Source organism: Streptomyces sp. NPDC050564 (assembly GCF_044457265.1).
In the GTDB taxonomy this organism is placed as follows: Bacteria; Actinomycetota; Actinomycetes; order Streptomycetales; family Streptomycetaceae; genus Streptomyces.
On the sequence record NZ_JBITGS010000003.1, the window covers coordinates 337,783 to 363,679 of the forward strand.

At 69.0% G+C, this 25,897-nt stretch carries 26 protein-coding genes; 4 read left to right on the forward strand and 22 right to left on the reverse strand.

The window, feature by feature from the left end; translation table 11 throughout:
- Positions 1-21 precede the first annotated feature (21 nt).
- The 13 genes from ACIBK0_RS07425 to ACIBK0_RS07485 all read right to left on the reverse strand — a co-directional run bounded on the left by ACIBK0_RS07425 (position 22) and on the right by ACIBK0_RS07485 (position 11,185).
- Positions 22-912 carry a diacylglycerol kinase gene (locus ACIBK0_RS07425; RefSeq protein WP_399076608.1) on the reverse strand — a complete coding sequence of 297 codons (891 nt, stop codon included), beginning with the start codon at positions 910-912 and terminating at the stop codon, positions 22-24.
- Between the two features lie 31 nt (positions 913-943).
- Complete coding sequence (tatC, locus tag ACIBK0_RS07430) at positions 944-1,891, reverse strand: twin-arginine translocase subunit TatC (RefSeq protein WP_399076610.1); 948 nt, start codon at positions 1,889-1,891, stop codon at positions 944-946.
- Between the two features lie 47 nt (positions 1,892-1,938).
- The gene (gene tatA, locus ACIBK0_RS07435; RefSeq protein WP_399076612.1) at positions 1,939-2,223 is read right to left on the reverse strand and encodes a Sec-independent protein translocase subunit TatA; all 285 of its coding nucleotides are present in this window, start codon (positions 2,221-2,223) and stop codon (positions 1,939-1,941) included.
- 238 nt (positions 2,224-2,461) lie between these two features.
- Positions 2,462-2,656 (reverse strand): hypothetical protein, encoded by a 195-nt coding sequence (locus ACIBK0_RS07440; protein WP_399076614.1) that lies wholly within the window; start codon positions 2,654-2,656, stop codon positions 2,462-2,464.
- 10 nt (positions 2,657-2,666) lie between these two features.
- Positions 2,667-2,993, reverse strand: coding sequence for a hypothetical protein (locus tag ACIBK0_RS07445; protein ID WP_399076616.1), 327 nt, complete (start codon positions 2,991-2,993; stop codon positions 2,667-2,669).
- A gap of 20 nt (positions 2,994-3,013) precedes the next feature.
- The gene (locus ACIBK0_RS07450; protein WP_399076618.1) at positions 3,014-4,039 is read right to left on the reverse strand and encodes a helix-turn-helix transcriptional regulator; all 1,026 of its coding nucleotides are present in this window, start codon (positions 4,037-4,039) and stop codon (positions 3,014-3,016) included.
- Positions 4,040-4,055: 16 nt separating this feature from the next.
- Positions 4,056-5,009, reverse strand: coding sequence for a helix-turn-helix transcriptional regulator (locus ACIBK0_RS07455; RefSeq protein WP_399076620.1), 954 nt, complete (start codon positions 5,007-5,009; stop codon positions 4,056-4,058).
- A gap of 198 nt (positions 5,010-5,207) precedes the next feature.
- Positions 5,208-5,579 carry an FKBP-type peptidyl-prolyl cis-trans isomerase gene (locus ACIBK0_RS07460; RefSeq protein WP_369245382.1) on the reverse strand — a complete coding sequence of 124 codons (372 nt, stop codon included), beginning with the start codon at positions 5,577-5,579 and terminating at the stop codon, positions 5,208-5,210.
- A gap of 55 nt (positions 5,580-5,634) precedes the next feature.
- Positions 5,635-6,615, reverse strand: coding sequence for an FKBP-type peptidyl-prolyl cis-trans isomerase (locus ACIBK0_RS07465; RefSeq protein ID WP_399076622.1), 981 nt, complete (start codon positions 6,613-6,615; stop codon positions 5,635-5,637).
- Between the two features lie 149 nt (positions 6,616-6,764).
- The gene (locus ACIBK0_RS07470) at positions 6,765-7,433 is read right to left on the reverse strand and encodes a hypothetical protein (RefSeq protein WP_399076624.1); all 669 of its coding nucleotides are present in this window, start codon (positions 7,431-7,433) and stop codon (positions 6,765-6,767) included.
- Between the two features lie 14 nt (positions 7,434-7,447).
- Entirely contained in the window at positions 7,448-8,023 is a 576-nt protein-coding gene (locus ACIBK0_RS07475; protein ID WP_399076626.1) for a matrixin family metalloprotease, read from the reverse strand.
- A gap of 531 nt (positions 8,024-8,554) precedes the next feature.
- Positions 8,555-9,916, reverse strand: a complete 1,362-nt coding sequence (pafA, locus tag ACIBK0_RS07480; protein ID WP_059196529.1) for a Pup--protein ligase — start codon at positions 9,914-9,916, stop codon at positions 8,555-8,557.
- 9 nt (positions 9,917-9,925) lie between these two features.
- The gene (locus ACIBK0_RS07485; protein ID WP_399076629.1) at positions 9,926-11,185 is read right to left on the reverse strand and encodes an MFS transporter; all 1,260 of its coding nucleotides are present in this window, start codon (positions 11,183-11,185) and stop codon (positions 9,926-9,928) included.
- Positions 11,186-11,322: 137 nt separating this feature from the next.
- Here ACIBK0_RS07485 and ACIBK0_RS07490 point away from each other — a divergent pair, with 137 nt between their 5' ends.
- Positions 11,323-12,351, forward strand: coding sequence for a LacI family DNA-binding transcriptional regulator (locus ACIBK0_RS07490; protein ID WP_399076631.1), 1,029 nt, complete (start codon positions 11,323-11,325; stop codon positions 12,349-12,351).
- A 380-nt stretch (positions 12,352-12,731) separates the two neighbouring features.
- Here the strand turns inward: ACIBK0_RS07490 and prcA are convergent, their stop codons facing one another.
- From prcA to arc, 5 genes are all read right to left on the reverse strand, one after another.
- Entirely contained in the window at positions 12,732-13,478 is a 747-nt protein-coding gene (prcA, locus tag ACIBK0_RS07495; protein ID WP_369245386.1) for a proteasome subunit alpha, read from the reverse strand.
- Between the two features lie 56 nt (positions 13,479-13,534).
- Positions 13,535-14,380: a proteasome subunit beta gene (prcB, locus tag ACIBK0_RS07500; protein ID WP_399076635.1), complete on the reverse strand. Its 846-nt coding sequence runs from the start codon at positions 14,378-14,380 to the stop codon at positions 13,535-13,537.
- A gap of 147 nt (positions 14,381-14,527) precedes the next feature.
- On the reverse strand, positions 14,528-14,746 hold the full coding sequence (locus ACIBK0_RS07505) for a ubiquitin-like protein Pup (RefSeq protein WP_006350198.1): 219 nt from the start codon (positions 14,744-14,746) through the stop codon (positions 14,528-14,530).
- A 155-nt stretch (positions 14,747-14,901) separates the two neighbouring features.
- On the reverse strand, positions 14,902-16,413 hold the full coding sequence (gene dop, locus ACIBK0_RS07510) for a depupylase/deamidase Dop (RefSeq protein ID WP_399076637.1): 1,512 nt from the start codon (positions 16,411-16,413) through the stop codon (positions 14,902-14,904).
- 234 nt (positions 16,414-16,647) lie between these two features.
- A complete protein-coding gene (arc, locus tag ACIBK0_RS07515; RefSeq protein WP_399076640.1) occupies positions 16,648-18,414 on the reverse strand; it encodes a proteasome ATPase in 1,767 nt (588 codons plus the stop codon).
- A gap of 253 nt (positions 18,415-18,667) precedes the next feature.
- Between arc and ACIBK0_RS07520 the strand changes: the two genes are divergently transcribed.
- Entirely contained in the window at positions 18,668-18,973 is a 306-nt protein-coding gene (locus ACIBK0_RS07520; protein WP_399076643.1) for a ferredoxin, read from the forward strand.
- Between the two features lie 93 nt (positions 18,974-19,066).
- Here the strand turns inward: ACIBK0_RS07520 and ACIBK0_RS07525 are convergent, their stop codons facing one another.
- From ACIBK0_RS07525 to ACIBK0_RS07535, 3 genes are all read right to left on the reverse strand, one after another.
- A complete protein-coding gene (locus ACIBK0_RS07525; RefSeq protein ID WP_399076645.1) occupies positions 19,067-19,639 on the reverse strand; it encodes a hypothetical protein in 573 nt (190 codons plus the stop codon).
- Between the two features lie 202 nt (positions 19,640-19,841).
- Entirely contained in the window at positions 19,842-20,744 is a 903-nt protein-coding gene (locus tag ACIBK0_RS07530) for a tRNA (adenine-N1)-methyltransferase (RefSeq protein WP_339128330.1), read from the reverse strand.
- 38 nt (positions 20,745-20,782) lie between these two features.
- Positions 20,783-22,354, reverse strand: coding sequence for a site-2 protease family protein (locus ACIBK0_RS07535; protein WP_399076648.1), 1,572 nt, complete (start codon positions 22,352-22,354; stop codon positions 20,783-20,785).
- 174 nt (positions 22,355-22,528) lie between these two features.
- Between ACIBK0_RS07535 and ACIBK0_RS07540 the strand changes: the two genes are divergently transcribed.
- Together ACIBK0_RS07540 and ACIBK0_RS07545 are read left to right on the forward strand one after the other, a co-directional pair.
- Entirely contained in the window at positions 22,529-23,539 is a 1,011-nt protein-coding gene (locus ACIBK0_RS07540; protein WP_399076650.1) for a RecB family exonuclease, read from the forward strand.
- A gap of 14 nt (positions 23,540-23,553) precedes the next feature.
- On the forward strand, positions 23,554-24,225 hold the full coding sequence (locus tag ACIBK0_RS07545) for a response regulator (RefSeq protein WP_399076652.1): 672 nt from the start codon (positions 23,554-23,556) through the stop codon (positions 24,223-24,225).
- A 71-nt stretch (positions 24,226-24,296) separates the two neighbouring features.
- Here ACIBK0_RS07545 and ACIBK0_RS07550 read toward each other — a convergent pair whose 3' ends face one another.
- Complete coding sequence (locus ACIBK0_RS07550; protein WP_399076756.1) at positions 24,297-25,880, reverse strand: ABC transporter substrate-binding protein; 1,584 nt, start codon at positions 25,878-25,880, stop codon at positions 24,297-24,299.
- Positions 25,881-25,897: the final 17 nt, after the last annotated feature.

Here is a 25,897-nt window from a genome sequence, read left to right on the forward strand (position 1 = left end):
GAGACCCGCAGTCCTCGCAGCTCAGGGAACCGCCACCCGCACCGCCGCCGGTATGCAGCGCGCGGTGAGCGGCAGCGGGCCGAGCGGTTCACCGTCCGCGTACCCGGTGATGCCCTCCGCGACGAGTTCGACCTTGGCGGCCCGGTACACGGTGACCTTGGGGTGGTCGAGGTGGGTGCCCTTGTAGACCCTCGGGAACACTGTGAGCAGCGTCATACGGCTGCAGTCTCCGACGACCGTGATGTCGAACAGCCCGTCACCGAGGTCCGCGTCCGCGCAGATCCTCATGCCGCCGCCGTACGACGATCCGTTGCCGACGGCCACGAGCGTCGCCTCGATCTCCTGGACCTCGCCGCCGTCGAGCGTGATCCGGTACGGGAAGGGCTTGAAGGCGGCCAGTTCGGCGAGCATGGCGAGGTCGTACTTGAAGCGCCCTGTGGGCCATCGCATGCGATTTCCGCGGTCGTTGACCCGGGAGTCGAAGCCGGAGGCGAGGACGGTGCCGAACCAGGTGTCGCCCACCCGCCCCAGGTCGACGTCGCGCAGCCGCGCCGCCTTGAGGGCCTCGGCGATCCCGCGCCCCGCGGCCGCGGGGTCGCGTACGGGCAGACCCAGCGCCCGCGCGAAGTCGTTCCCGGTGCCGACGGCGACGAGGCCGAGCGGGGTGCGGGTCCCGGCGACGGCCTGCAGGGCCAGGTTCGCCATGCCGTCACCGCCGACGGCTATGAGGGCACCGGTGCCGCCCTCGACAGCGGCACGCGCGCGCGTGAGGGCGTCGTCCGCGTTCTCGCCGAGGATCGTGCGGACGGAGAATCCCGCCGCCCGCAAAGCCGAAGCGGCCGGCAGCGCCGCCTGGGCGCCCCGGCCGCGTCCCGCGGTGGGATTGACGAAGAGGGTGATCTCGCTGGTCACGGCCCTGACCCTACGAGGTCCGAGCGCTTTGTCAGGTCACGTCGTCATAACCGTTGACCCGGTCCGAACTCGCCTGCTCCGGCAGTGCCCGGCTGGCCGACACGGTCTCGACCTCGCCGACGTCCTCGGGTGTGAGGTCGAGGTCGGAGGCCTCGTCGTCGGCCGGGCCCTCGGCCTCGCGGCGCTGCTTGCGGCGGTCGTTGAGAAGCGAGAAGGCGACGGCACCGAAGTACAGGATCCAGATGGGTCCGGCGAGCGCCAGCATGGTCAGCGGGTCGGTGCTGGGCGTGGCCAGGGCCGCGAAGACCGTGATGCCCATGATCATGCCGCGCCACCAGCCGAGCATCCGCTTACCGGTGAGGATGCCCGTGAGGTTGAGCATGACCAGCAGCAGCGGCAGCTCGAAGGAGAGACCGAAGACGATCACCATGCGCGTGACGAGGTCTAGCAGATCGTCCAGCGGCAGCAGGTTGTTGACGCCGTTCGGCGTGAAGTCGATCAGGACCTTCGCGGTGGTGGGCAGCACCCTGTAGGCGAAGAAGGCGCCGCCGAGGAAGAGCGGAACACCGGTGCCGACGAACGCGTACGCGTACTTCTTCTCACTCTTGTGCAGGCCCGGCGCGACGAACGCCCAGAGCTGGTAGAGCCACACCGGCGAGGCGAGGGCGACGCCGGCCATCAACGACACCTTCAGGGCCAGGGTGAACGGAGCGAGCAGACCGTTGATGGTGATCTGCGCGCACTGCTTGCCCTTGGGCATCTTCGCGAGCTCGGCGAAGGTCTTCGGACACCCGACCGAGTCCAGGACCGGCTTGGTGAAGAAGTTGATGATGTCGTTGTAGTAGAAGGCGGCCACGATCGTGACGATGACGATGGCCAGCATCGCCTTCGCGAGCCGGTTCCGAAGCTCACGAAGGTGCTCCGCGAGGGGCATCCGCCCCTCGGGATCCTTCTCCTTGTTGCGGGCAGACTTGAGCAACCCACGTTCCCATCTCGTGCGGCGGGCCGGAGGTCACCGGCCCTGCGTCAGCGCTTGGTCGTGTCCGTCGGCTCGCTGACCGGGCGCGAGCTGGTCACGTCGCCGGGGGCGGCCTGGATGGTGCGCTGCGCGGGGGGCTGCTCGTCGGTGTTCGGCGGGCCGGCCGGGGTGGGCGTGCTGCCCTCGTCCTTCATCGCCTTGGCCTCGCTCTTGAGGATGCGCGCGGACTTGCCGAGGGAGCGAGCCATGTCCGGAAGCTTCTTCGCGCCGAACAGCAGGATGATGACGACGAGGATGAGAATGATCTCGGGAGCTCCGAGCCTTCCGAACATAAGTCTTTACCTTCTCACCGAGGCTGCATGGTCGGGGTGCTGTCCGATCGGCCGGACATCTGTCCGATCGTCGTGTTGACAGCGATCGTAACGCTCAGGGGTAAACGCGGGGCAATCCCTGTGCGTACTCCCAGTTCGCGACTCGCGCCTCGTTCTCCGGGCCGCGACCAGCAGCGTACCTGCCGTTGCCGGAAAGGTGACAGGGCGAAAGCCACTCAAAGCGCAACGCGCTCACGACTCACAGGGCATCCACAGAGCTCGCCGTACTCACGGTTGCCCGCTCCAGATCCTCCGCGGCCCTGCTGATGCGGCGCGCGGAGTCGGAAACCTGTCGGCCCAGACGCTCCGCCTCCAGAAAGACACGGACGGCGAGCACGCCGAGTACGGCGATTCCCACGAATCCCACAGCGATCGCAAACATCGGCCAGAACATGACGTCGACCCTAGAGGGTGGAGTGCAGGCGCAGGGTCCGCACCCCGCCGCCGGTGAGCAGTTCGACAATGCGCTCACCCGCGGGCTTGCGGACGGCGGAGCCGCACTCGGGGCAGGTGAAGGAGTAGAAGGTGGTGCGGCTGCTGCCGCCGATCGCCAGCCGCAGGGCGCTCGCCGTGAGCTCGAACCCGGCCCGGCAGTCGGGGCAGGCGGCCTTGAACATCACATCGACCACCCTTCTCATCCCGGCGAAGGCCGTCACGACCGACATCTCCGGGGCACCCGACGGCGCTCCGGCCCTCCCGGACGTGCCGGTCCGCTCCGGCGCACCGGACATCCCAGACATCGACGACGTGCTCAAAGGCCCTGCTCCTGCCTGTCGTACGGCCCGTCCTGATCCCCGTGCAGCCCGTCGAGCCCGTCGTAGGCGGCGAGCGCCTCGCGAGCCGCCTGCCGCGCGCTGTCCGCGAGGTCCTGCGGCGACACGATCCGGCCGTCACCGCCGAGGCGCAGCGCCAGCCGTCGCAGCGAGGCGGGATCGGGGGTCCGCAGAGTGATACGCAGGCCGCCGTCCGGCAGCTCATCCGCGCTGTCGTGCGGGTAGTACTCGGCGACCCAGCGGCCGCCCGGCCCGACCTCGACGACGACCTCGGGATCCTCGGCGGCGGGCTGCACCAGCCCCTCGGAGAGGTCCCGCAGCTCGACCTCGGGCGGCGCGGACGGCTCGTCCAGGATGCGGATCTCGGCGACCCGGTCCAGCCGGAAGGTGCGGCGCGCCTCGGAGCGGCGGCACCAGGCCTCCACGTACGTGTGCCCGACGCTGACCAGGCGGATCGGGTCGATCTCGCGCTCGGTCAGCTCGTCCCGCGAGGGCGAGTAGTAACGGATCCACAGTCGGCGCCGCTCGGAGATCGCCCGGTCGACGTCCGCGAAGACCCCGCCCTCGGACTCGAAGGTCACCGAGAGCCGGGAGCTGGCTCCCGCCGCCTCGCCCGAGGCGGCCTCCACCTTGGCGGTGGCGCGCAGCAGCGCCTGCCGGTCGCCCTCGCGAAGGCCGGGCAGCGTGGACACGGCACGGGCTGCCACCAGCAGCGCGGTCGCCTCGTCGGCGGCGATGCGCAGGGGCTCCGCGACATCGTCCGGGTTGTGCCACCAGATCCGGTCGCCGTCGGTGTCGATATCGAGCAGATCACCGCCGCGGAAGCTGGTGCCGCACAGCGGCAGCACGTCGAGATCGGAGATCAGCTCGTCCTCGGTGATCCCGAAGGCCCGGGCGACGTCGCCGACGCGCGCGCCGGGGCGCTCACGGAGATAGGTCACCAGGGAGAGCATCCGCCGGGTCTGGTCGATCGCGTTCGTGGGCCTGGCCGGTTTTCCTACCACTTTCTTACGTTCCCCCTCAGCCCTTGGCCACGGCGCGCAGCCGGTCCACGACGTCGGCCCGCAGCTCCGCGGGCTCCAGGACCACCACGTCGGGCCCGAACTCGACGAGCCAGGCGTCCAGGCCGTGCCCGTACGGAATCTCCAACTCGTCCCAGCCGTCGCCCAGTTCCCGTACGGAGACGGCCTTGGCCCGCAGGGGGTAGCCCGAGCCGGAGCGCAGCCGGATCAGCGCGGAGCGGTCGGCGATCTCCCCGGCCCAGCCGGCGACGGTCTCGCGCACGGTGACGACGTCGGGCACCTCGGCCGTGTAGCGCCCCGCGCGGGCGCGGACCTTGCCGGTGATCCGGGAGAGCCTGAAGACACGCTCGGCGCCGCGGTCGCGGTCCCAGCCCGCCAGATACCAGTGGCCGCGCCAGCACTCCAGGGCCCACGGCTCGATGTGCCGGGTCTCGGGGTGCGCGGCGGTGGCCTTGCGGTAGTCGAAGACGACGGGGCGGCGGTCGCGGCAGGCGAGCATCAGCGGCTCGAAGGCCGCCTCGTGGACGGGGATGTGCGGCTCCAGGGCGCCATGGGCCTCGTACGGGTCCACGTCCTCGGGCAGGCCCGCCGCCCGCAGCTTCTGCAGGGCACCGCTCGCCGCGCCGGCGAGGCGAGCCTGCTGCCAGACCTTGGCGGCGAGACCGAGGGCGGCGGCCTCCTCGGCGTCGAGCGTGATGGGTGGCAGCCGGTTGCTGTCGCGGCGGGCGAGATAGCCGACCTCGCCGTCGAGGTTCTCCACCGTCTCGATGACCAGGCCGAGTTCGCGCAGATCGTCCTTGTCACGCTCGAACATCCTGTTGAAGGAGTCGTCCGAGCCCGCTTCCAGATAGGCCTCGATGGACTCGCGCAACTCGCGCTTGCTGAGCGGCCGCCGTGTCCCGAGCAGACACAGCGCCAGGTTCATCAGCCGCTCGGCCTTGGCAATGGCCATCGATGCCCTTCCCTATGGTGCTTCCGACCGATGACCGTACCGCTCCGGAGTGTCGCGGCAAAAGCCGAGGGCCCATGCCCGGACAGGCATGGGCCCCAGGTGATCGAGTCCGGTCAGACCCTGATCACACGGCGTGTGAGGATCGGACCGAAGTCCGGCCCTCGTGATGATCGGACCGGAACCTGATCGCGGCGAGGATCAGACCGAAACCAGGTCGCAGACGAAGATCAGCGTCTCGCCGGGGGCGATACGGCCGCCGGCGCCGCGGTCGCCGTACGCGAGGTGCGCCGGGATGATCAGCTGGCGGCGGCCGCCGACCTTCATGCCCTGCACGCCCTGGTCCCAGCCGCTGATGACCTGGCCGACGCCGAGCTGGAACTCGAGCGGGGTGCCGCGGTTCCAGGAGGCGTCGAACTCCTCGCCGGTGGAGAAGGCCACGCCCACGTAGTGGACCTTGACGAAGTCGCCGGCCTTGGCGACCGGGCCGTCGCCCTCCCAGATGTCCTTGATCTCGAGGTCCGCCGGGGGCTCGCCGCCCGGGAAGTCGATCTCGGGCTTCTCGATGCTCACTTCATTACTCCTTGTTGCACGGCCTGCGTCCCGGACAGTCTCACAGACTCTGTGGTCAGACCGTGCCGAGGATATCGACCACGAAGACGAGAGTGTTCTTGGCCAGCTCGCTGCTGGGGCTGGCGCCGTAGCCGAGGGAGGGCGGGATCACCAGCAGGACGCGGTCGCCCACGTTCTTGCCGACGAGGCCCTTGTCCCAGCCGGCCACCACGGAGCCGGTGCCGATCTGGAAGGCGGTGGCGCCACCGTGGTCCCAGGAGGAGTCGAACTTCTTGCCGTCCTCCCACTTCACCCCTGTGTACTGGGCGATGAGGCCCTGGCCGGCCTCCACCTTCTTGCCGGTGCCCTTGATCAGCACCTGCTCCTTGAGGTCCTTGGGCGCCTTGGTGTCCTTGGGGATGGTGATGGTCGCCGCCTTCGGCGCGGGGGCCGACACCGTGGGCATGCCCGGCTCGGGTGCCGCCTGCGTCCCCTTGACATAGGCCTTGGCGTCGACACCGGCGGAGCCGACCGCGTCGACCACCCAGATCAGCACATCCTTGGCGGTGATGCCGGAGGAGGTGTTCAGCCCCGCGCCGATCAGGTCGCCGGCGGTGCCCTGCACCAGGATCCGGCTGCCCGTCTTCTGCCCCTTCACGGCGTCCAGGACCTTGGCGGGCAGCTGCTGGCTCTGCTTGCCGATCTGGTCGACGGACTGCTGCCGCGGGGTACTGGAGCCGGTGGTCGCCGAGGCCCAGGTGCCACCCAGCGCCTGACTGCTCCCCCACTTCTCGACGGTCCAGTCGAGCCGGACGAAGTCGGAGGCCTTGATCACGGCGCCGCTGCCCGTCGAGACCGTCTTGACCACGGTCTTGTCGGACGGCTTCCCGCTCTTGGGCACGGAGATCTCGGGCTTGGCCCCGAACTCCCCCTTGACCTGAGCGACGCCCGCTGACGCCTCGCTGTCACTCTTGTTGTCCGATCCGCACGCGGCGGTGAACAACAGGGCGGGAACGGCCAGCAGCGCGACGGCACGTCGTTTCACGTTGTAGTTCATCAGTCCAACTGGGAGTCGGGGGTGGGGGGCAATGGCCGCCACTCTACGACCTACTTGCACCCCGTACGGTCTGACGCGAGACACGCCGTCGCCCGGACCGGTGACCGGTCCGGGCGACTGTCAGCCCTGAGCGACCCGCGGACGGTCCGTCAGGAGGCCGTCTTCACGGACAGCGGGCGGAGCTTTCGAAGGAACTCCGTCCGGTTCATCCGGTCGGCGGGCCCTCCGTCGTACGCACCGCGCGCGTAAGTGGCGTCCACGACCGTGTCACCGGTTTCCCGGTAGAGGAAGTTGGGCGTGATGGCCGGTCCGCTCTCCGAGTCCACGGCCGTGTACTCGCTGCCGAAGACGACCAGCGAAGTGCCCTTCGTGAACGTCTTCTTGGCCGGGGCTTCCTCGATCGCGTACCGGACTCCGTCGGCGGTGCCGCCCATGGACCGTACGACGACCTCGGCGCCCTTCTTCAGCGCGCCCTTGTGGACCGTGTCGACCCTGACGACGACGGGCGTGTACACGACCTCGAACTTCGTTCCGTCGTCGAGCACGTCCGTGGCGTGCACATCGGGACGCCGGTCCACGACCGTGCCCTCGAAGACGTTCTCGTTCATCGGGAACGCGATCGCGGCCGCGGGGCTGCTGTCGACGGCGTACGGGTGCCCCTCGATGACGCGCACGGCCTTGGTGCCGGACTTCTTCGCCGTGCCCTCGTGCCCCCCGCCGGTGGACCCGGCGCACGCCGAGGCGCCGAGGGCGAGCAGGGCGAGAGCGGCCGAGGCACGCACCAGGGCGCGCGGCCTCACTGTGCGAACTGCACTCATTTCTGCTTCCCCCGTCAGTAGATGGCCCGGACGCCGGCTATGTCGTCGCTGTTCAGAGCGCGCCGGGTCCCCGTGTTGATGGTCGTCATGACCGACCCCTTCTCCGCGGCCGTGTACGCCGACCCGTCCGTGCAGGGGCCGGGCCACGGGTGGGCGAGGCCGGTGAAGTGACCGACTTCGTGCACGACGACCGTCTGGACGTCCGCCTTGCCCTGGCCGATGTTCTGACTGGCGTTCACCCAGGTGAAGCGGTTGGACAGGTGCAGCGTTCCGCCGTTGTGCGTGCGTCCCGACACCTGAGTGGCGGCGTACCCCGGCGCGTTGCCCATGAGGCTGGTGTAGCTGTAGGAGGCGCGGAAGGCGTAGATCTGCCAGCCGCCGGTGTACACGGGCGAGTTGTACCGCAGCGCGGAGCTGCTGCGGTTCCACTGCTTCAGGCCGCCGTTGAGGCCGTTCCGCAGCCCGCTGGGGAACGTGGTGTTGGCGCCGATGGTCTTCGCGCTGGAGGTGCTGTTCCACTTCGTCATGCCACTGCGGCAGTACGCCGCTGCGGGTGAAGCGGACACTCCGACCAGTGCGGTCGCGATCACGGTTCCCGCTGTGGCGAGAACGAGCGCCGCGCGTCCGTTTGTCTTGACAGAGCGCAAAATGAGCCCCCGTATGTGTGGTTGCTGCGAACGCGGAATGTCCCCCGGACAGGGGAATCCGCAGCGATATCGGCGATTTGGTCATGGTCATGCCGATGGGCCGAAGCTAACAGCAGACAAAGGAGACGGACCAGGGATATCTCGCCCGGACGGCACGTCAGAGGTGAGCCCGACCGACCTGGATTCCGGCGCGTCGCACAGGGCTGTTCGATCTCGCGTGATAGAGGGCCCACCGTGAACGGCGACCACTTCGTGGCGATTTGCTATGACGGACAGCCCTGAACACCCACAGGAAGGGATGATTCCACCCAGACCGCCCTACGCGGGGAATCGTGACATCTCTCTCACGGCCACGCACACACCGTGGGCAACAACCGGCGCCGTAGCACCAAAGATGCCCGATGCCCGGAGGTGGTCACCTCCGGGCATCGGGCATCCGGATCCGGTTCGGCACGCGAGCGGGCCGGAGCCGGCTCACATTCCGGCGATCAGCTTCTCCACCCGGTCGTCGACGGAACGGAACGGGTCCTTGCACAACACGGTGCGCTGCGCCTGGTCGTTCAGCTTCAGATGGACCCAGTCGACGGTGAAGTCACGGCGCTGTTCCTGCGCGCGCCGGATGAAGTCACCGCGCAGCCGCGCCCGGGTGGTCTGGGGCGGCACGGACTTGCCCTCGAAGATCTTCAGGTCGTTGCAGATCCGGGCGGCCTGCCCCTTCCTCTCCAACAGGTAGTACAGGCCACGGCGACGGTGGATGTCGTGGTAGGCGAGGTCTATCTGCGCGACCCGCGGGTGCGACATCGTCATGTTGTGCTTGGCGCGGTACCGCTCGATGAGCTTGTACTTCATCACCCAGTCGATCTCGGTGCCGATCCGGTCGAGGTCCTCGGCCTCGATCGCGTCGAGCGTGCGGCCCCACAGCTCGAGGACCTGCTCGACGGTGCCGGTGCGGATGCCGCGGCGCTCGCAGAAGTCCACGGCCTTCTCGTAGTACTCGCGCTGCACTTCGAGGGCGGAGGCCTCACGGCCGCTGGCCAGGCGCACCTTGCGGCGGCCCGTGATGTCGTGGCTGACCTCGCGGATCGCCCGGATCGGGTTCTCCAGGGTGAGGTCGCGCATGACCGTGCCCGCCTCGATCATGCGCAGTACGAGATCGGTGGCGCCGACCTTGAGGAGCATGGTCGTCTCGGACATGTTCGAGTCGCCGACGATGACGTGCAGCCGGCGATAGCGCTCGGCGTCGGCATGCGGCTCGTCCCGTGTGTTGATGATGGGCCGGGAGCGGGTCGTCGCGGAGCTGACGCCCTCCCAGATGTGCTCGGCGCGCTGGCTGACGCAGTACACGGCGCCGCGCGGAGTCTGCAGCACCTTGCCGGCACCGCACAGGAGCTGCCTGGTGACGAGGAATGGAATGAGGATGTCCGCGAGTCGGGAGAACTCCCCGTGCCGGGCCACCAGATAGTTCTCGTGGCACCCGTAGGAGTTGCCCGCCGAGTCGGTGTTGTTCTTGAACAGGTAGACGTCGCCCGCGATTCCTTCCTCGTGCAGGCGTCGTTCGGCGTCCACCAGGAGTCCTTCGAGAATGCGCTCGCCGGCCTTGTCGTGGGTGACGAGTTCCGTCACGTTGTCACATTCGGGTGTCGCGTATTCCGGATGTGATCCCACGTCGAGATAGAGGCGGGCACCGTTTCGCAGAAAGACATTGCTGCTGCGGCCCCATGACACGACACGGCGGAAGAGGTACCGCGCCACCTCGTCGGGAGACAGGCGACGCTGTCCCCTGAACGTACACGTGACGCCGTACTCGTTCTCCAGCCCGAAAATGCGGCGGTCCATGACTGAACATTACGCCCGATCCCCTGAGCTGAAACGGGGTTCGACGGCACGGTTTGGATCATTTTCCGATGAGACCGCAACCACCGCACCCTTCCCGGTAGCTGCGAGGACCCGCCCCGTGGCCAGCAGAACCACCAGCGCGGCGGCGCCCGCGGCCCCCGGCACGGCGAAGCCCCAGACAGCCCCGCCCCACTCGACTACGGGGCCCGCGAGGCCGGTTCCGACGGACGCTCCCACGGTGAACGTCGTCACAAGCCAGGAGAACGCCTCGGTGACGGTGCCGCGCGGCGCGTGCCGGTCGACGAGGACGAAGGCACAGGCGATGCACGGGGCCAGGAAGACTCCTGCGAGCGTGGTGAGTGCCGTCATGGCCACCGGGCCGGGCACCAGCGTGAGCGGCACGTAACAGACCGCCAGAAGCGCGACGAGCATCCGCAGTCGCCGCTCGGGCGTGCCGCCCCACTGCCGCATGCCGTACACGGTGCCTCCGACGAGCGCGCCGAGACCGATGCCCGCCATCAGCCAGCCGTACACCGCGTCCCCGCCGTGACCGTCGGCGTACGACACCGCGGCGACCGTGATGGAGCCCAGCGCGATCCCCACGAACAGGAACGCCCCGAGCAGGGCCAGCAGCCCGGCCGAGCGCAGCGCGCCGAGCCAGTGGGCCTCGCGCGGGGCCGAGCGCCACGCGCGCGAGGGCGGCGAAAGGACCACGGAGAGGGCGCCGAGGACACCGATGACGTTCAGGACGAGCAGCGCGGCCTGCGCGGACCAGAGCGACACGCACAGCGTCACGAGCAGCGGCCCGACCGTGAACATGACTTCCTGTGCCACCGCGTCCATGGCGTACGCGGTGTGCACCTGGTCCTCATTGCGGAGCACGGAGGGCCACAGCGCACGCAGGCCGCCCTCCAGGGGCGGGGTGAAGAGCCCGGCCACGGCCATCGACACGTACGCCGGCGGCAGCGGGTCCGTGCCCGCGAAGGCGAAGAGGCTCATCCCGAGGGCCGAGACGAGCGCGGCCGGCAGTTGGACGCGCGGCTGCCCGTAGAGGTCCACGAGCCGCCCGAGCAGCGGCTGACCCACGGCGTTGGCCACCCCGTAGACGGCGGCCAGCGCGCCGGCCAGGCTGTACGTGCCGCCCTCCGCGCGGATGAAGAGCACGACGGCGATGGCGGCGGTGGCGTTGGGCAGCCGCCCTGTGAGCGTGCCGACGAGCAGCCGTGCGGCATGCCTCGTCCTGAGGATCTCCAGGTATCCCTCAGCCATGTCCGCCTTCTCTCCGAAGCACCCCGGCCGACGAAGCGCCCCAGTCGATCCAGTGAACTCAAGTTTTACGTATAACTACCCGTGTCATACGTACCATGTGCGCTGTCCGGGAGTCCAGACGAGGGAGCAGGTCGACGGTGGCACGAGGTAGCACGCGCCCTACGAGCCGGGACGTCGCCCAGGCCGCCGGAGTGTCCCAGGCCGCCGTCTCACTGGTGCTCGGCGAGAAGTGGCGCGGCCGGGTCTCCGAGGCCACGGCGGAGCGCGTCCGGGAGGCCGCCCAGGAACTCGGCTACCGCCCGAACCTGGCCGCCCGCAACCTCCGCCTGGGCCGCACCCGTACGGTCCTGCTGGTGGTCCCCGCGCTCACCACGGAGTTCTTCGCGGGTGTCTACACCGGCGCGGCCCGCGTCGCCGCCGAGCACGGCTTCGGCGTGGTCCTGTACCCGTCCCCCGAGGGCATCGGCCCCGCCCGCAACCCATTCGGCTCGGCGGCAGCCGCCCTCGACGGCGTGATCGCTTCCTCCATGGCGGCCGACGCCCTCACGGCGATCCGCGGCGACCAGCTCCCGCTGGTCATGCTCGACAGCGACCCGGAGGGCAGCCTGGGCGCGGCGACGGTCAATCTCGACATCAGGGACGGCGTCCGGCAGGTCGCCGAACACCTCCTCGCTCTGGGGCACCGGCGCTTCCTGCATCTGGCGGCCGACATCGCCTCCTGGACCTTCGAGGTACGGGCCCGCGAACTCGCCACCCGCATCGCCCAGGTCCCGGGCACAGACCTCCGCACCACCCGCGCCCCCATCTCCATCGACGACGCCCTCGCCGCCGCGGCGGCCGCCCTGTCCGCCCCCGGGCCCCGCCCCACCGCCGTGGTCTGCGACGACGACAAGCTCGCCGCCGGCGCCTACAAGGCGGCCCGCCGCCTGGGCCTGCACATCCCCGACGACATCTCCATCACCGGCCTGGACGACCTGGCCCTGGCCCGAGCAATCGACCCCGAACTGACCACCGTCCGCCTCGACGCCGAGCTCTTCGGCGAACGCGGCATGCAAGCCCTCCTGGCCGTCCTGGACGCCCGCACGCCCCCACAGGGCGACATCCCGGTCGAACTGGTCGTACGAGGCTCCACAGCCCCACCCCGCCCCCCTCGGCGCCGCGACTAGCCGGCCCACCGCATCCGCACCTGGCGCCGATGCCGGCCCGGAAGGGTTTTCGCCCCCTCCCGCCACTACCTGGGGGCTGCCGCCCCGAGACCCCCGCATCGGCCTGAACGGCCTCCGCCCTACCAACCGCCGGACGGGCTGGCTGGCGCCGAGCGGTTCCGGCGCCGACCGTAGGCCCCGAGCTCAGCCCCGGCCTTCCGGCCTGCCGATCCGTTCGGATGCGGGCCGATGTACCGGCGCGGCCCCGGCCGACCACGGCGACACACGCACCCACTCACCGACCGGCAGGCGCCCCCGCCTCGCAGAGCCGCACCGAAACGTCACGCGCGCCCCGGCCGATCCAAGGCCGGGGCGCGCGATGGGCAAGCACAACGCCGAGGTCACTCCTCGTCGTCGGAGTCCTCGGCCTCCGTGGCGGTTTCCGCGCCACCCGCCTCCAGCAGGCGGTCCAGCTGACGCCCCACAATCCGCTTGAACTTCCGCTGCTGCGGCCGCGTCCGGTCCAGCACCGCAACCTCCAGGCGCTCTGCGGGAATCTCCCGCTCGCCGCCGTTCGGCTCCCGCGACAGCGACTGCACGGCCAGCTTCAGCGCCTCCGCGAGCGACATCCCGTCCTGGTGCCGCTGATCCAGATAGCTGCTGATCTGCTCGGCATTGCCACCGACCGCAACCGAACCGTGCTCATCCACGATCGACCCGTCATGCGGCAGCCGGTAGATCTGGTCACCCTCGGGGGTCTCCCCCACCTCGGCGACAACCAGTTCCACCTCGTACGGCTTCTCGGCCGCCGAGGAGAAAATCGTGCCCAGAGTCTGGGCGTACACATTGGCCAGACCCCGAGCGGTCACGTCATCACGGTCATAGGTGTAACCACGGAGATCGGCGTAACGCACACCACCGATCCGCAGGTTTTCGTACTCGTTGTATTTACCGGCGGCCGCAAAGCCGATCCGGTCATAGATCTCGCTGAACTTGTGCAGCGCACGGGACGGGTTCTCGCCGACGAACACGATGCCGTCGGCATACTGCAGCACGACCAGGCTGCGGCCGCGGGCGATGCCCTTGCGGGCGTACTCGGCCCGATCGGCCATGGCCTGCTGGGGTGAGACATAGAACGGCGTCGACACCGGTTATCCGTCCCTTTCTGTCGAAGTCACTGGATCACCTTGGTAAAGAGCCGGACTCAGAGCAGCGCGGCCCGCGGGCCGTCGGGCTGCTCAAGGCGCCGCTCCAGGATCGAGCGGGCGATCTCGGAGGACTCCTCGTCGGTGAGACGACGGAATCCCTCTTCGGTGATCACGGTGACGATCGGGTAGATCCGGCGGGCGACATCGGGGCCACCGGTCGCCGAGTCGTCGTCGGCCGCGTCGTACAGCGCCTGGACGACGAGGGTCGTGGCCTGCTGTTCGGTCAGGTCATTGCTGTAGAGCTTCTTCATCGCGCCGCGCGCGAAGAGCGAGCCGGAGCCCGTGGCGGCGAAGCCGTGCTCCTCGGAGCGGCCACCGGTGACGTCGTAGGAGAAGATGCGGCCCTTGCCGCGGTCCACGTCGAACCCGGCGAAGAGCGGGACCACGGCGAGGCCCTGCATGGCCATGCCGAGGTTGGAACGGATCATCGTGGAGAGGCGGTTCGCCTTGCCCTCCAGGGAGAGCGTGTCGCCCTCCACCTTCTCGAAGTGCTCCAGCTCCAGCTGGAACAGCTTCACCATCTCGACGGCCAGGCCCGCCGTACCCGCGATGCCCACCGCCGAGTACTCGTCGGCCGGGAAGACCTTCTCGATGTCGCGCTGCGCGATGACATTCCCCATGGTGGCCCGCCGGTCGCCGGCGAGTACCACGCCACCGGGGAACGTGACGGCGACGATGGTCGTGCCGTGCGGGGCCTCGATCACGCCCTGGACGGGCGGCAGCTGCCGCTTGCCCGGGAGCATTTCCGGCTGGTGCTCGGCCAGGAAGTCCATGAACGAGGACGAGCCGGGCGTCAGGAAGGCAGCCGGCAGACGCCCGGTGCTACGAGGGTTGGCTTCCACGCGATTCCTTCCACGTAGGCTGCGGCCCGCCGTGGACGGCCGAGCCGATCATCAAATCTGTGCACGGACCATACCCGCGCGAACGCCGGTCATCCGTCCCGGCGCCGACCAGCTGGATCGGGTCGGCTCCGGGACGGACAACTGGCGTTACTCGCCGCCCTTTTGGACGAAGGAACGCACGAAGTCCTCGGCGTTCTCCTCGAGGACGTCGTCGATCTCGTCCAGCACGGAGTCGACGTCGTCCGACAGCTTCTCCTGGCGCTCCTTGAGGTCCTCGGATGCCTGCGCGTCCTGCGTCTGCTCCTCGACCTCCTCGGTGGAACGCGTTGCCTTCTGCTGTCCGCCGCCGGTGTCCTTGGTCGCCATAACCCTCACCCCGCTCGGTTCGACGTTCTTGATCAGACCCTACAAGCAGGGTCCGACATCGGCCCCGCAGTTGCTACAACGTCCGGGGGCCACCTCGATGATTCCCGGACGTCGCCTGTTTCCACCCCGACCGGCCCGTGCGCTCCCCGGGCCGCTCAGCCGCCCGACAACACCCTGACCAGGTCCTCGGCCGTACGGCAGCGGTCGAGGAGCTCCTTGACGTGATTACGCGTTCCGCGAAGCGGCTCGAGGGTTGGGACGCGCTGGAGCGAGTCCCGGCCGGGCAGATCGAAGATCACCGAATCCCAGGAGGCCGCCGCCACGTCGTCCGCGTACTGCTCCAGACAGCGCCCGCGGAAGTACGCGCGGGTGTCCTCCGGCGGCTTGGTGCGGGCGCGGTCGACGTCCGCCTCGGACAGGAGGCGCTTCATCTTGCCGCGCGCCGCCAGACGGTTGTAGAGGCCCTTCTCGGCCCGTACGTCGGCGTACTGGAGGTCGACCAGGTGCAGCCGGGCGGCGTCCCAGTCGAGGCTGTCACGACGCCGGTAGCCCTCCATGAGCTCCCGCTTGGCGACCCAGTCCAGCTCTCCGGAGAGGCTCATCGGATCGTTCTCCAGGCGGTTCAGGGTGTCCTCCCAACGCAGCAGGACGTCCTTGGTCTGCTCGTCGGCGTCGGCCCCGAACCGTTCCTCCACGTACTTGCGCGAGAGCTCGAAGTACTCCATCTGCAGTTGTACGGCCGTCAGGGTGCGTCCACTACGGAGCGTGACGAGCCGCTTCAGTGTGGGGTCGTGAGAGACCTGGTGCAGGGTGCGTACGGGCTGGTCGACGGCCAGGTCGACAGCGATGAAGCCGTCCTCGATCATGGACAGGACCAGCGCCGTGGTGCCCAGCTTCAGATAGGTCGAGATCTCGGAGAGGTTCGCGTCGCCGATGATCACGTGCAGCCGGCGGTACTTCTCGGCGTCCGCGTGCGGCTCGTCACGCGTGTTGATGATCGGGCGCTTCAGGGTGGTCTCCAGACCCACCTCGACCTCGAAGTAGTCAGCTCGCTGACTGAGCTGGAAGCCGTGCTCGTGCCCGTCCTGACCGATACCGACGCGGCCCGCTCCGGTGACGACCTGGCGTGAGACGAAGAACGGAGTGAGGTGGCGCACGATGTCCGAGAAGGGGGTTTCCCGCTTCATCAGGTAGTTCTCGTGTGTGCCGTACGAGGCGCCCTTGTTGTCGGTGTTGTTCTTGTAGAGGTGGATCGGCTGGGCGCCGGGGAGCTGGGCAGCGCGCTCCGCGGCCTCCGCCATGATGCGCTCGCCGGCCTTGTCCCACAGGACGGCATCCCACGGGTTGGTGACCTCCGGGGCGCTGTACTCCGGGTGTGCGTGGTCGACGTACAGTCGTGCGCCGTTGGTGAGGATGACATTGGCGAGGCCGATGTCCTCGTCGGTGAGCTGGCTGGCGTCGGCGGCCTCGCGGGCGAGGTCGAAGCCTCGCGCGTCCCGCAGCGGGTTCTCCTCCTCGAAGTCCCAGCGGGCGCGGCGCGCCCGGTGCATCGCCGCCGCGTACGCGTTGACGATCTGGGACGAGGTGAGCATGGCATTGGCGTTGGGGTGACCGGGGACGGAGATCCCGTACTCCGTCTCGATGCCCATTACTCGCCGTACGGTCATGCGGCCCTCCTTGCCCGGCGGCGCCCTCGGTCGGGGACGCTGCTCAAGTACCGCTGGTGCTCCGGTGCGTGTGCGGTGCCCGTCCCCGCAACGCGCGACTCGGCGGTACGAAAGAGCCTAGAACGCCTTTGCGCTGGTGGGGAGATCATTTGCGTCATTGCTCTGCTCCAGCCGTGACCCGGAAAACAGTCGGCTGCGGGCACCCGGTGAGGGCACCCGCAGCCGCCCTGTCTTTTACAGGTACTGACCGGTGTTCGCCACCGTGTCGATGGAGCGTCCGGTGTCCGCACCCTGCTTTCCGGTCACCAGGGTACGGATGTACACGATCCGTTCGCCCTTCTTGCCGGAGATGCGGGCCCAGTCGTCCGGGTTGGTGGTGTTCGGCAGGTCCTCGTTCTCCTTGAACTCGTCCACGCAGGCCTGGAGGAGGTGGGAGACCCGAAGGCCCTTCTGGTTCTGTTCGAGGAAGGCCTTGATGGCCATCTTCTTGGCGCGGCCGACGATGTTCTCGATCATGGCGCCGGAGTTGAAGTCCTTGAAGTACAGGACTTCCTTGTCGCCATTGGCGTACGTGACCTCGAGGAAGCGGTTCTCCTCGGACTCGGCGTACATCTGCTCCACGGCGGTCTGGATCATGCCGTGGACCGTCGCCGACCGGTCGCCGCTGTGCTCGCCGAGGTCGTCGGCGTGCAGCGGGAGGCGCTCGGTGAGGTACTTCTGGAAGATGTCCTTGGCCGCCTCGGCGTCCGGGCGCTCGATCTTGATCTTCACATCGAGGCGTCCGGGGCGCAGGATCGCGGGGTCGATCATGTCCTCACGGTTCGAGGCGCCGATCACGACCACGTTCTCCAGGCCCTCCACGCCGTCGATCTCGGCGAGCAGCTGGGGGACGATGGTGTTCTCCACGTCCGAGCTGACGCCCGACCCACGGGTGCGGAACAGGGACTCCATCTCGTCGAAGAAGACGATGACGGGGGTGCCCTCGCTGGCCTTCTCACGCGCACGCTGGAAGACCAGGCGGATCTGCCGCTCGGTCTCGCCGACGTACTTGTTCAGGAGCTCGGGGCCCTTGATGTTGAGGAAGAAGCTCTTGCCCGTGGCCTGCCCGGTGACCTCGGCGACCTTCTTGGCCAGCGAGTTGGCGACGGCCTTGGCGATGAGCGTCTTTCCGCATCCGGGCGGCCCGTACAGCAGCACACCCTTGGGCGGGCGCAGTTCGTGCTCCTTGAAGAGGTCGGGGTAGAGGTAAGGGAGCTCGACCGCGTCGCGGATCATCTCGATCTGGTTTCCCAGGCCGCCGATCTGCTCGTAGCCGATGTCCGGGACCTCTTCGAGGACGAGCTCCTCGACCTCGCTCTTCGGAACAACTTCATAGACATAGCCGGAACGGGGTTCGAGAAGCAGGGCGTCGCCGGGGCGGATGGTGACGTCCAGCAGCGGCTCGGCGAGCCGTACCACCCGTTCCTCGTCGGTGTGCCCCACCACGAGGGCGCGCTCGCCGTCCTCGAGGATCTCCTTGAGGGTGACGATGTCGCCGACGCTCTCGTACTCCATGGCCTCGACCACATTGAGGGCTTCGTTGAGCATCACTTCCTGGCCACGCCTGAGCTCCTCGAGCTCCACGCTGGGGCTGACGTTCACCCGGAGCTTGCGGCCCCCGGTGAAGATGTCCGCCGTGCCGTCCTCGTTCACTGTGAGGAAGACACCGAAGCCTGCCGGCGGCTGTGCGAGCCGGTCGACCTCTTCCTTGAGGGCCACGATCTGGTCGCGGGCCTCACGGAGCGTGTTGGCGAGCCGCTCGTTCTGTGCGGATACGCCGGCCAGGTTGGTCTGCAGCTCGACGATCCGCTCTTCGAGAATCCTCGTGTGACGCGGAGAGTCGGCGAGCTTGCGTCGCAGGACGGCGATCTCCTGCTCAAGGTAGGCAATCTGCCCGGCGGGGTCATCGGACCCTCGTCCCGGGCGGATGCCGCGGTTCATGTCGTCGTCGTGGGCTGCCACGGTCCTCACCTCCTCCAAGGGGAGCTGGACGCTTCCAGACCCTACCTGGGTGGGTGTCGATTGAAACCCCTAGATCACAAAGACTGTCGAGGTGTGTCCGATCTTCACCCTTGCGCTCTCCCTCACGCCAGGGGAATACCCACCGAACATGATTGGGAAGCCGACGGAGGTAGGGTCGAAGTGTTCAACACCCGCCAGAGCTGGCCCGATTCCCCAGTCTTCGGATCGCTCGGCGCAGGAAACGGCAGGAGAAATGACCGTGCAGCAGGAGGCCGCAGTCGACGGCGAGGCACTCGAGGTCTGGATCGATCAGGATCTCTGTACCGGCGACGGGATCTGCGCTCAGTATGCGCCTGAGGTCTTTGAGCTGGACATCGACGGTCTGGCCTATGTGAAGAGCCCCGACGACGAGCTTTTGCAGGCCCCGGGCGCCACAACGCCCGTACCGCTGCCGCTTCTGCGCGATGTGACGGACTCGGCGAAGGAATGCCCGGGCGACTGTATCCACGTACGTCGGGTTTCGGACAAGGTCGAGATCTACGGCCCTGACGCGGAGTGACTCGCGAGGTACTCCGCGTCACCGACTGTCTGCTTCCTCACACCCTCCGCTGCGCGGAGGGTTTTCCTATGGTCCGGACGTCCGAAGGTGTGCTCACACACTCCGTGCTTCGGAGGGTGTCGAGCGGACGAACACGTCGCCCTTCCACTGCCACTTGGCGCGGTCCTTCACGTCCGGGCAGCAACTCGGCACGTCGGACGAGGAGTAGCCGAGCAGCGTGGCGGTGACGACTCCGTCGCGCAGCGCGAAGTCGGTGACGCTCAGGCGGTCCTTGGGATCGACCAGAGTCGCGACGACGCGGGGTTTCTTCGCGCCGTCGGCCTGGGTCAGGACGTAGACGCCGTTGGGCGGGGTGCCCGAGCCCGCGTCGCAGCGGACGACGGCCACGGTCTCCGGGCGGCCGTCGCCGTCGAGGTCTCCGGACGCCTTCTTCTGTACGAGGACCTTGGTGGGCCCGCACTCGATCGGGAAGTCGACACCGGCGGGGTCGGGCGCCGCGACGGCCGCCACCGATTTCGCCTCGGGGCCGGGCTGGGCCGCCCGCGCCGGGTCGGGCTGCAGGACGGAGGACAGCGCGACGACTCCGGCGATGGCGGTGGCCGTGGCGACCCACTGGATGGGGCTGGTGTGCGTGTGTGCCAGTTCCGGGACGGCGGATTGCTGCACTAGGAGTGTCTCCTGTGAGGGCTGTGCCGGTGGGGGTGTCCCGCATGGTGCCACACGTCACACCGCGGTGGAACGGCGGGGTCCGGACTTCTGGCGGCGCGTCAACAGAAAAGGGCTGTGGCCGAGTTCCCGGGCGATTTCGGGAACTCGGCCACATTTGTGGTGCGTTGGGTACGTCAGCGACAAGTGCGCGACGGATGCGTCAGCGGGCCGTGCCGCCGTCGGCGTTGGGGCCGGCGTAGTCCTCGCCGTACGCGCCCTTGGCGGGGCGGCGGCGGCGCATGGGCGGCTCGACGCCGTCCGCGAGGCGGCGGGCGGTGAGCAGGAAGCCGGTGTGGCCGATCATCCGGTGGTCCGGACGGACGGCCAGGCCCTCGATGTGCCAGTTGCGGATCATCGACTCCCAGGCGGTCGGCTCGTTGAAGCAGCCGATCTCGCGGATGGACTCGACGGTCCGTGCGAGCTGCGTGGTGGTCGCGACGTAGCAGCACAGGATGCCGCCCGGGACGAGCGCCTTGGAGACGGCCTCCAGGCACTCCCACGGGGCGAGCATGTCGAGGATGACGCGGTCGACGTCGGTGTCGCTCAGGTTGTCCTGGAGATCGCCGACGGTGAGCTGCCAGGCGGGGTGCGGGCCGCCGAAGTAGCGCTCCACGTTCTGCTGGGCGATCTCGGCGAAGTCCTCGCGGCGCTCGTAGGAGTGCAGCATTCCCTGGTCGCCGATGGCGCGCAGCAGGAAGCTGCTGAGCGAGCCGGAGCCCACGCCCGCCTCCACGACGCGTGCGCCGGGGAAGATGTCGGCGAAGGCCAGGATCTGCCCCGCGTCCTTGGGGTAGACCACGGCGGCGCCGCGGGGCATGGACAGAACGTAGTCGGGGAGCAGGGGGCGCAGCGCGAGATAGGCGACGTTCCCCGTGGTGCGGACAACGCTGCCCTCGGGAGCGCCGATCAGCTCGTCGTGCGGGAAGGAACCCTTGTGGGTATGGAAGTTCTTCCCCGCTTCGAGCGTGAACGTGTAGTGGCGGCCCTTGGGGTCGGTCAGCTGAACCTGGTCCCCGACCTTGAAGGGCCCGCGCCTGCGGGCGGCACCGGTCGGTTCGGACATGTGACCAGCCTACCGGCAGCTGAAGGGGCCGCCGACCACTAGGTGGGGCGGGCCATCGCCTTCACGAAAGCGCGCTCCACGTCGGCCGCGGACAGGACTCCGTAGATCTCGCCGGACTCCTCCACCACCAGGTACTCGGTGGCCGGGGTCGCACGCAGGACGTCCAGGAGCTCCTCGCCGGCGAGCTCGGCGGAGACGCGCATGCCGTCGGTGAGGTCCTGGGCGAGGCCGCTGACCGCGACCCACGGGCGGCGGTGCTCCGGTACGCCGACAATGGCGGCCTCCCGGACGAGGGAGAGCGGTTCGCCGTCGGCGTCGACCACGACCAGGGCCCGGGCGCCGGCGTCGTTGGCGCGGCGCAGGGCCTCCGAGAGCGGGGTGTTCGTCTCGACCGGGACCGCGCGGCGGGTGAGCGAGCGGGCGCGCAGCTCCGGCAGGTGTTCGCGCAGCCGGGCCATCCGGAGGCTGTTGCCGGCGCCGGTCCAGATGATCGCGGCGAGGATGGCGGCCAGTAGGGCGTCCGTGACGGTGTCCATGCCGCCGATGTTGTCCGGGGTGTCGCCGAGTGCTCCGGACTGGGTGAGCAGGGGCAGCCCGATCAGTACGGAGACGGCGAGGGCGCGGCCGACCCAGGCGGCGGCGACCGTCCCGCTCATCGGCCTGCCGGTGATCTTCCAGACGACGGCGCGGAGCATGCGGCCGCCGTCGAGGGGCAGTCCGGGCAGCAGGTTGAAGGCGGCCACGATGAGGTTGGAGATCATCAGGCCGGCCAGCAGGACGCCCGGGACGGTGCCCGGTTCGACGGTCTGCAGGGCGAGATAGAAGAGGCCGGACAGAATGAGCGAGAGCAGCGGGCCGACGAAGGCCAGCACGAACTCCCGGCCCGGGGTCTCGGCCTCCTTCTCGATCTCCGAGACCCCGCCGAAGAACTGCAGCTGAATCCGGCGCACCGGCAGCTTGAAGCGCAGGGCGGCGACGGTGTGGGCCAGCTCGTGGACGAGTACGGAGGCGTAGAAGGCCACCGCGAAGAAGAGGGAGACCAGGTAACGCGTGGCGCCGAGTTCCGGCAGCACACGGTCCAGCTGACCGCCGAACACCCAGGTGATCAGCGCGGCCACGAGGAACCAGCTGGGCGCTACATATACGGGCACGCCGAAGGGCCGCCCCATGAGCAGCCCACCACCGGGCTCCCTGCCGCGCCGCGGCGGCCGTCCCCGGCCGGTGCCGGACCGGGCCAAGGTCCGGGCGGACTCGGGTCCCGACGGCTGGGGGCCCGCCTGGACAAGGGTTTCCTCGGTGTCACCGGTGTCACCGGTGTCGGAGGGGGAGTCGTCCGGGCGACGCGGGTGCGACTCGGGTTCGTTCGAGGCATCGGTGGCGGTCTCGGCCTGTCCACCGGCGGGCCGGGCCTCGTCCGAGGCGTCGGGGTCGGCGTCGGACCGGGGCTCGGGGTCGCCGGTGGGCGTCGGCCCGGAGGGGCGATCGTGCCGGGCAGGTCCGGGCCGCTCGGTGTCCGCGGCCGGGCCCGTGGAGCCCTGGGGCCCCTCGTGGCGCTCGGTCGCTGCATCGGTACCGGACCGCGGCTGCCCGCTCCCGCCGCTCTCGTCCACGATGTCCCCTCGTTCGAAGCGTCACCCGCCCCGATCATGCGGAGCAGGAGGGTCTGTGGTCGATGGTATGCGGCCGTCGCGACGCGTTCCGCCCCGGCACCCCCTCCGTTTTCCCCGCCTTCGCCCACACCACGGCTGGGTCACTGTCAGTGGCGGGCCGTAAGGTCTGTCGTCATGGAGACCAGCACCGAGGGCGTCGCGGAGCCGGGCAGCGACGACAGCGCCGGGGCGACCGTACCGGCAGAGCGGACACCACGCGTGGCGACCGAGCCGACCGAAGCCGGCGCGACCGAAGCCGACGAGGCCATAGCGGCCGCACCGGCAGTCGCACCCGCCGCGCCGCCCTCGTCCCTGTCTCCCTCGCGTGCCAGTGACTTCATGCAGTGCCCCTTGCTCTACCGGTTCCGGGTGATCGACAAGCTGCCCGAGAAGCCGAGCGAGGCGGCGACGCGCGGCACGCTGGTGCACGCGGTCCTGGAGCGGCTCTTCGACGCACCGGCGACGGAGCGGACGGCGCCGCGCGCCAAGTCGTTGATCCCCGGGCAGTGGGACCGGCTGCGGGAGACGAAGCCGGACGTCGTGGAGCTGTTCGCCGACGACCCGGAGGGCGAGCGGCTGGCGCGCTGGCTGACCGAGGCCGAGCAGCTGGTGGAGCGCTGGTTCACGCTGGAGGACCCGACCCGGCTCGAACCGGCCGAGCGGGAGTTGTTCGTCGAGGCGCAGCTCGACTCCGGGCTCAAGCTGCGCGGCATCATCGACCGGGTCGACGTGGCGCCGACGGGCGAGGTCCGGATCGTCGACTACAAGACGGGCAAGGCGCCCCGGCCCGAGTACGCCGAAGGCGCCCTGTTCCAGATGAAGTTCTACGCTCTCGTGGTGTGGCGGCTGAAGCGGGTGGTCCCGCGCCGGCTCCAGCTCGTCTATCTCGGCAGCGGTGACGTGCTGACGTACGACCCCGTGATCGCGGACCTGGAGCGGGTCGAGCGCAAGCTGCTCGCCCTGTGGGACGCGATCAGGCAGGCCACCGAGACGGGTGACTGGCGTCCCCGGCCCACCAAGCTGTGCGGCTGGTGCGACCACCAAGCGGTATGTCCTGAATTCGGCGGTACTCCCCCGCCCTATCCGCTCCCGGTCAGGGCGCCGGAGTCCGGTGGTGCCGCGCAGGGCAGAATGGGGCCGGACTAGCGAAGGAGACTTACGTGGCCATCCGCGTCCTACTGGTCGACGACCAGCCGCTGCTGCGCACCGGCTTCCGGATGATCCTGGAAGCGGAGCAGGATCTTGCGGTCGTCGGCGAGGCCGGTGACGGTCTCCAGGCACTCGACCAAGTACGTGCCCTGCAACCCGATGTGGTTCTGATGGACATCCGTATGCCGCGGATGGACGGTGTCGAGGCGACCCGGCAGATCACCGGCCCCGGCCGGGACGGTCCGGCGAAGGTGCTCGTCCTGACCACCTTCGACCTCGACGAGTACGTGGTGGAGGCGCTGCGCGCGGGCGCCAGCGGCTTCCTCCTCAAGGACGCGCCCGCCAATGAGCTGGTGCAGGCGATCCGGGTGGTCGCGGCGGGCGAGGCGATGCTCGCGCCGAGCATCACGCGCCGGCTGCTCGACAAGTACGCGGGCCATCTGCCGTCCGGCGACGAGCCGGTTCCGGACACGCTGAACACGTTGACCGAGCGTGAGGTCGAGGTGCTGAAGCTGGTGGCACGCGGACTGTCGAACGCGGAAATCGCGGCCGACCTGTTCGTCAGCGAGACCACGGTCAAGACGCACGTGGGGCACGTCCTGACCAAGCTGGGGCTGCGCGACCGGGTGCAGGCCGCGGTGTACGCGTACGAGAGCGGGTTGGTGCGCCCCGGCGCGCAGTAGCCCACCCACAGCACACACGTCGAGGGCGCCCCCTTCTGGAAGGGGGCGCCCTCGACGTACGTACGGCGCGGTCAGCCCTTGCTGATCTCCCAGAAGCGGAACACGGTCGAGGCGTCGAGGCAGTACTCCAGGCCGTAGACGTTGTCACGGACCACGGCGTACTGCTTGGCCTGCCAGATCGGGATGACCGGCAGCTCGTCGGCCACGAGGTCCTGCAGTGTGCCGTAGTCGGCGTCCGTCAAGGAGCGGTCGCTCTCGGCGGCCGTCTTCGGGATGAGCCGGCCGGTGATCGTGCTGTTGGTGAAGTTGTTGTTCAGCACGTTGCCCTTGCCGAAGAAGGGGGCCGTGAAGTTGTCCGGGTCCGGGTAGTCGGGCACCCAACCCTTCACATACACGCCGTACTTGCCCTTGGCGATGTCCGCCTCGTACCGGTCGAAGGCGACGGACTTCACGGTCGCGTCGAACAGCCCGCTGGCGTTGAGCTGCTTGGCGATCGCATGGAACTCCGCGTCGGTGGACGGACCGTAGCGCGAGGGCGTCGACCAGAGGGTCAGCTTCACCTTGCCGGTGATGCCCTCGGCGCGCAGCGCGGCTTCGGCCTTGGGCTTCGAGGGGCGGGCGCCGTAGGTGTCGAAGAAGGACGTGTTGTGGCCGGTGATGCCGGCCGGGATGATCGAGTAGAGCGGCGTCGCCGTATCCTCGTACACCTCGTTGACCAGGGCGTCGCGGTCGAGCAGATAGGCAATGGCCTTGCGCACGCCGAGCTTGCCGGCGACCGGGTCGTCCATGTTGAAGACGAGGTGCTGCACCTCGGCGCTGCTGCCCTCGACGACGTTGATACCCAGGCCGGTGGAGGCGTTGTTCTCGATGTCGGCGATGTCGTCGGCGGCGAGGCCTCGGTAGGCGACGTCGATCTGATTGCTGAGCAGGGCGTTCTTCAGGCCGGCCTGGTCGCCGTGGAAGAACTTCAGTTTCACGCCGGAGTTCTGCACCTTGGCGGTGCCCTTGTAGCTGTCGTTGACCGAGAAGACGGCCTCGTCCTTGCTGAAGGAGTCCAGCTTGTACGGGCCCGAGCCGACCGCCTCGCCGTCCTTGCGCAGTCCGTCGGCGGCGTACTGCTGGTGGTCCACGATCGAGCCGGCGCCTGAGGCGATCTTGCTCGGGAAGGTGGCGTCGGCGTACTTGAGGTGGAAGACGACGGTCTTGCCGTCCGGCGCGTCCACCGTGTCGAGCATCGGGAACATGATCGCGGGACCGGAGTCGTCGTTGATCTTCAGCATGCGGTCGAAGGAGAACTTCACGTCCTTCGAGGTGAGCGCGTCACCGTTGCTGAACTTCAGCCCGTCCTGCAGCGTGCACTTGTACACCTTGGTCTGGGTGTCCGTGAAGGCGCACTCCTTGGCGGCCTCGGGCGCCGGCTCGGTTCCGCCCTTGGGGAAGCTCAGCAACGACTGGAAGACGTTGTTGAACAACAGCCAGGAACCGGGGTCGTATCCGGACGCCGGGTCGGTGGCCAAGACGTCGTCGGACATCCCCATGACCACGGAGGAGCCGCTGCCCCCGGAGTCGCCCGTCTCCGAGCCGCATCCGGTGAGCAGGCCGGAGGCCAGCCCCGCCACGATCGGCAGAACTGGCCACTGGTTGCGCATGTTCACGAGCATGTGCCTTGTCG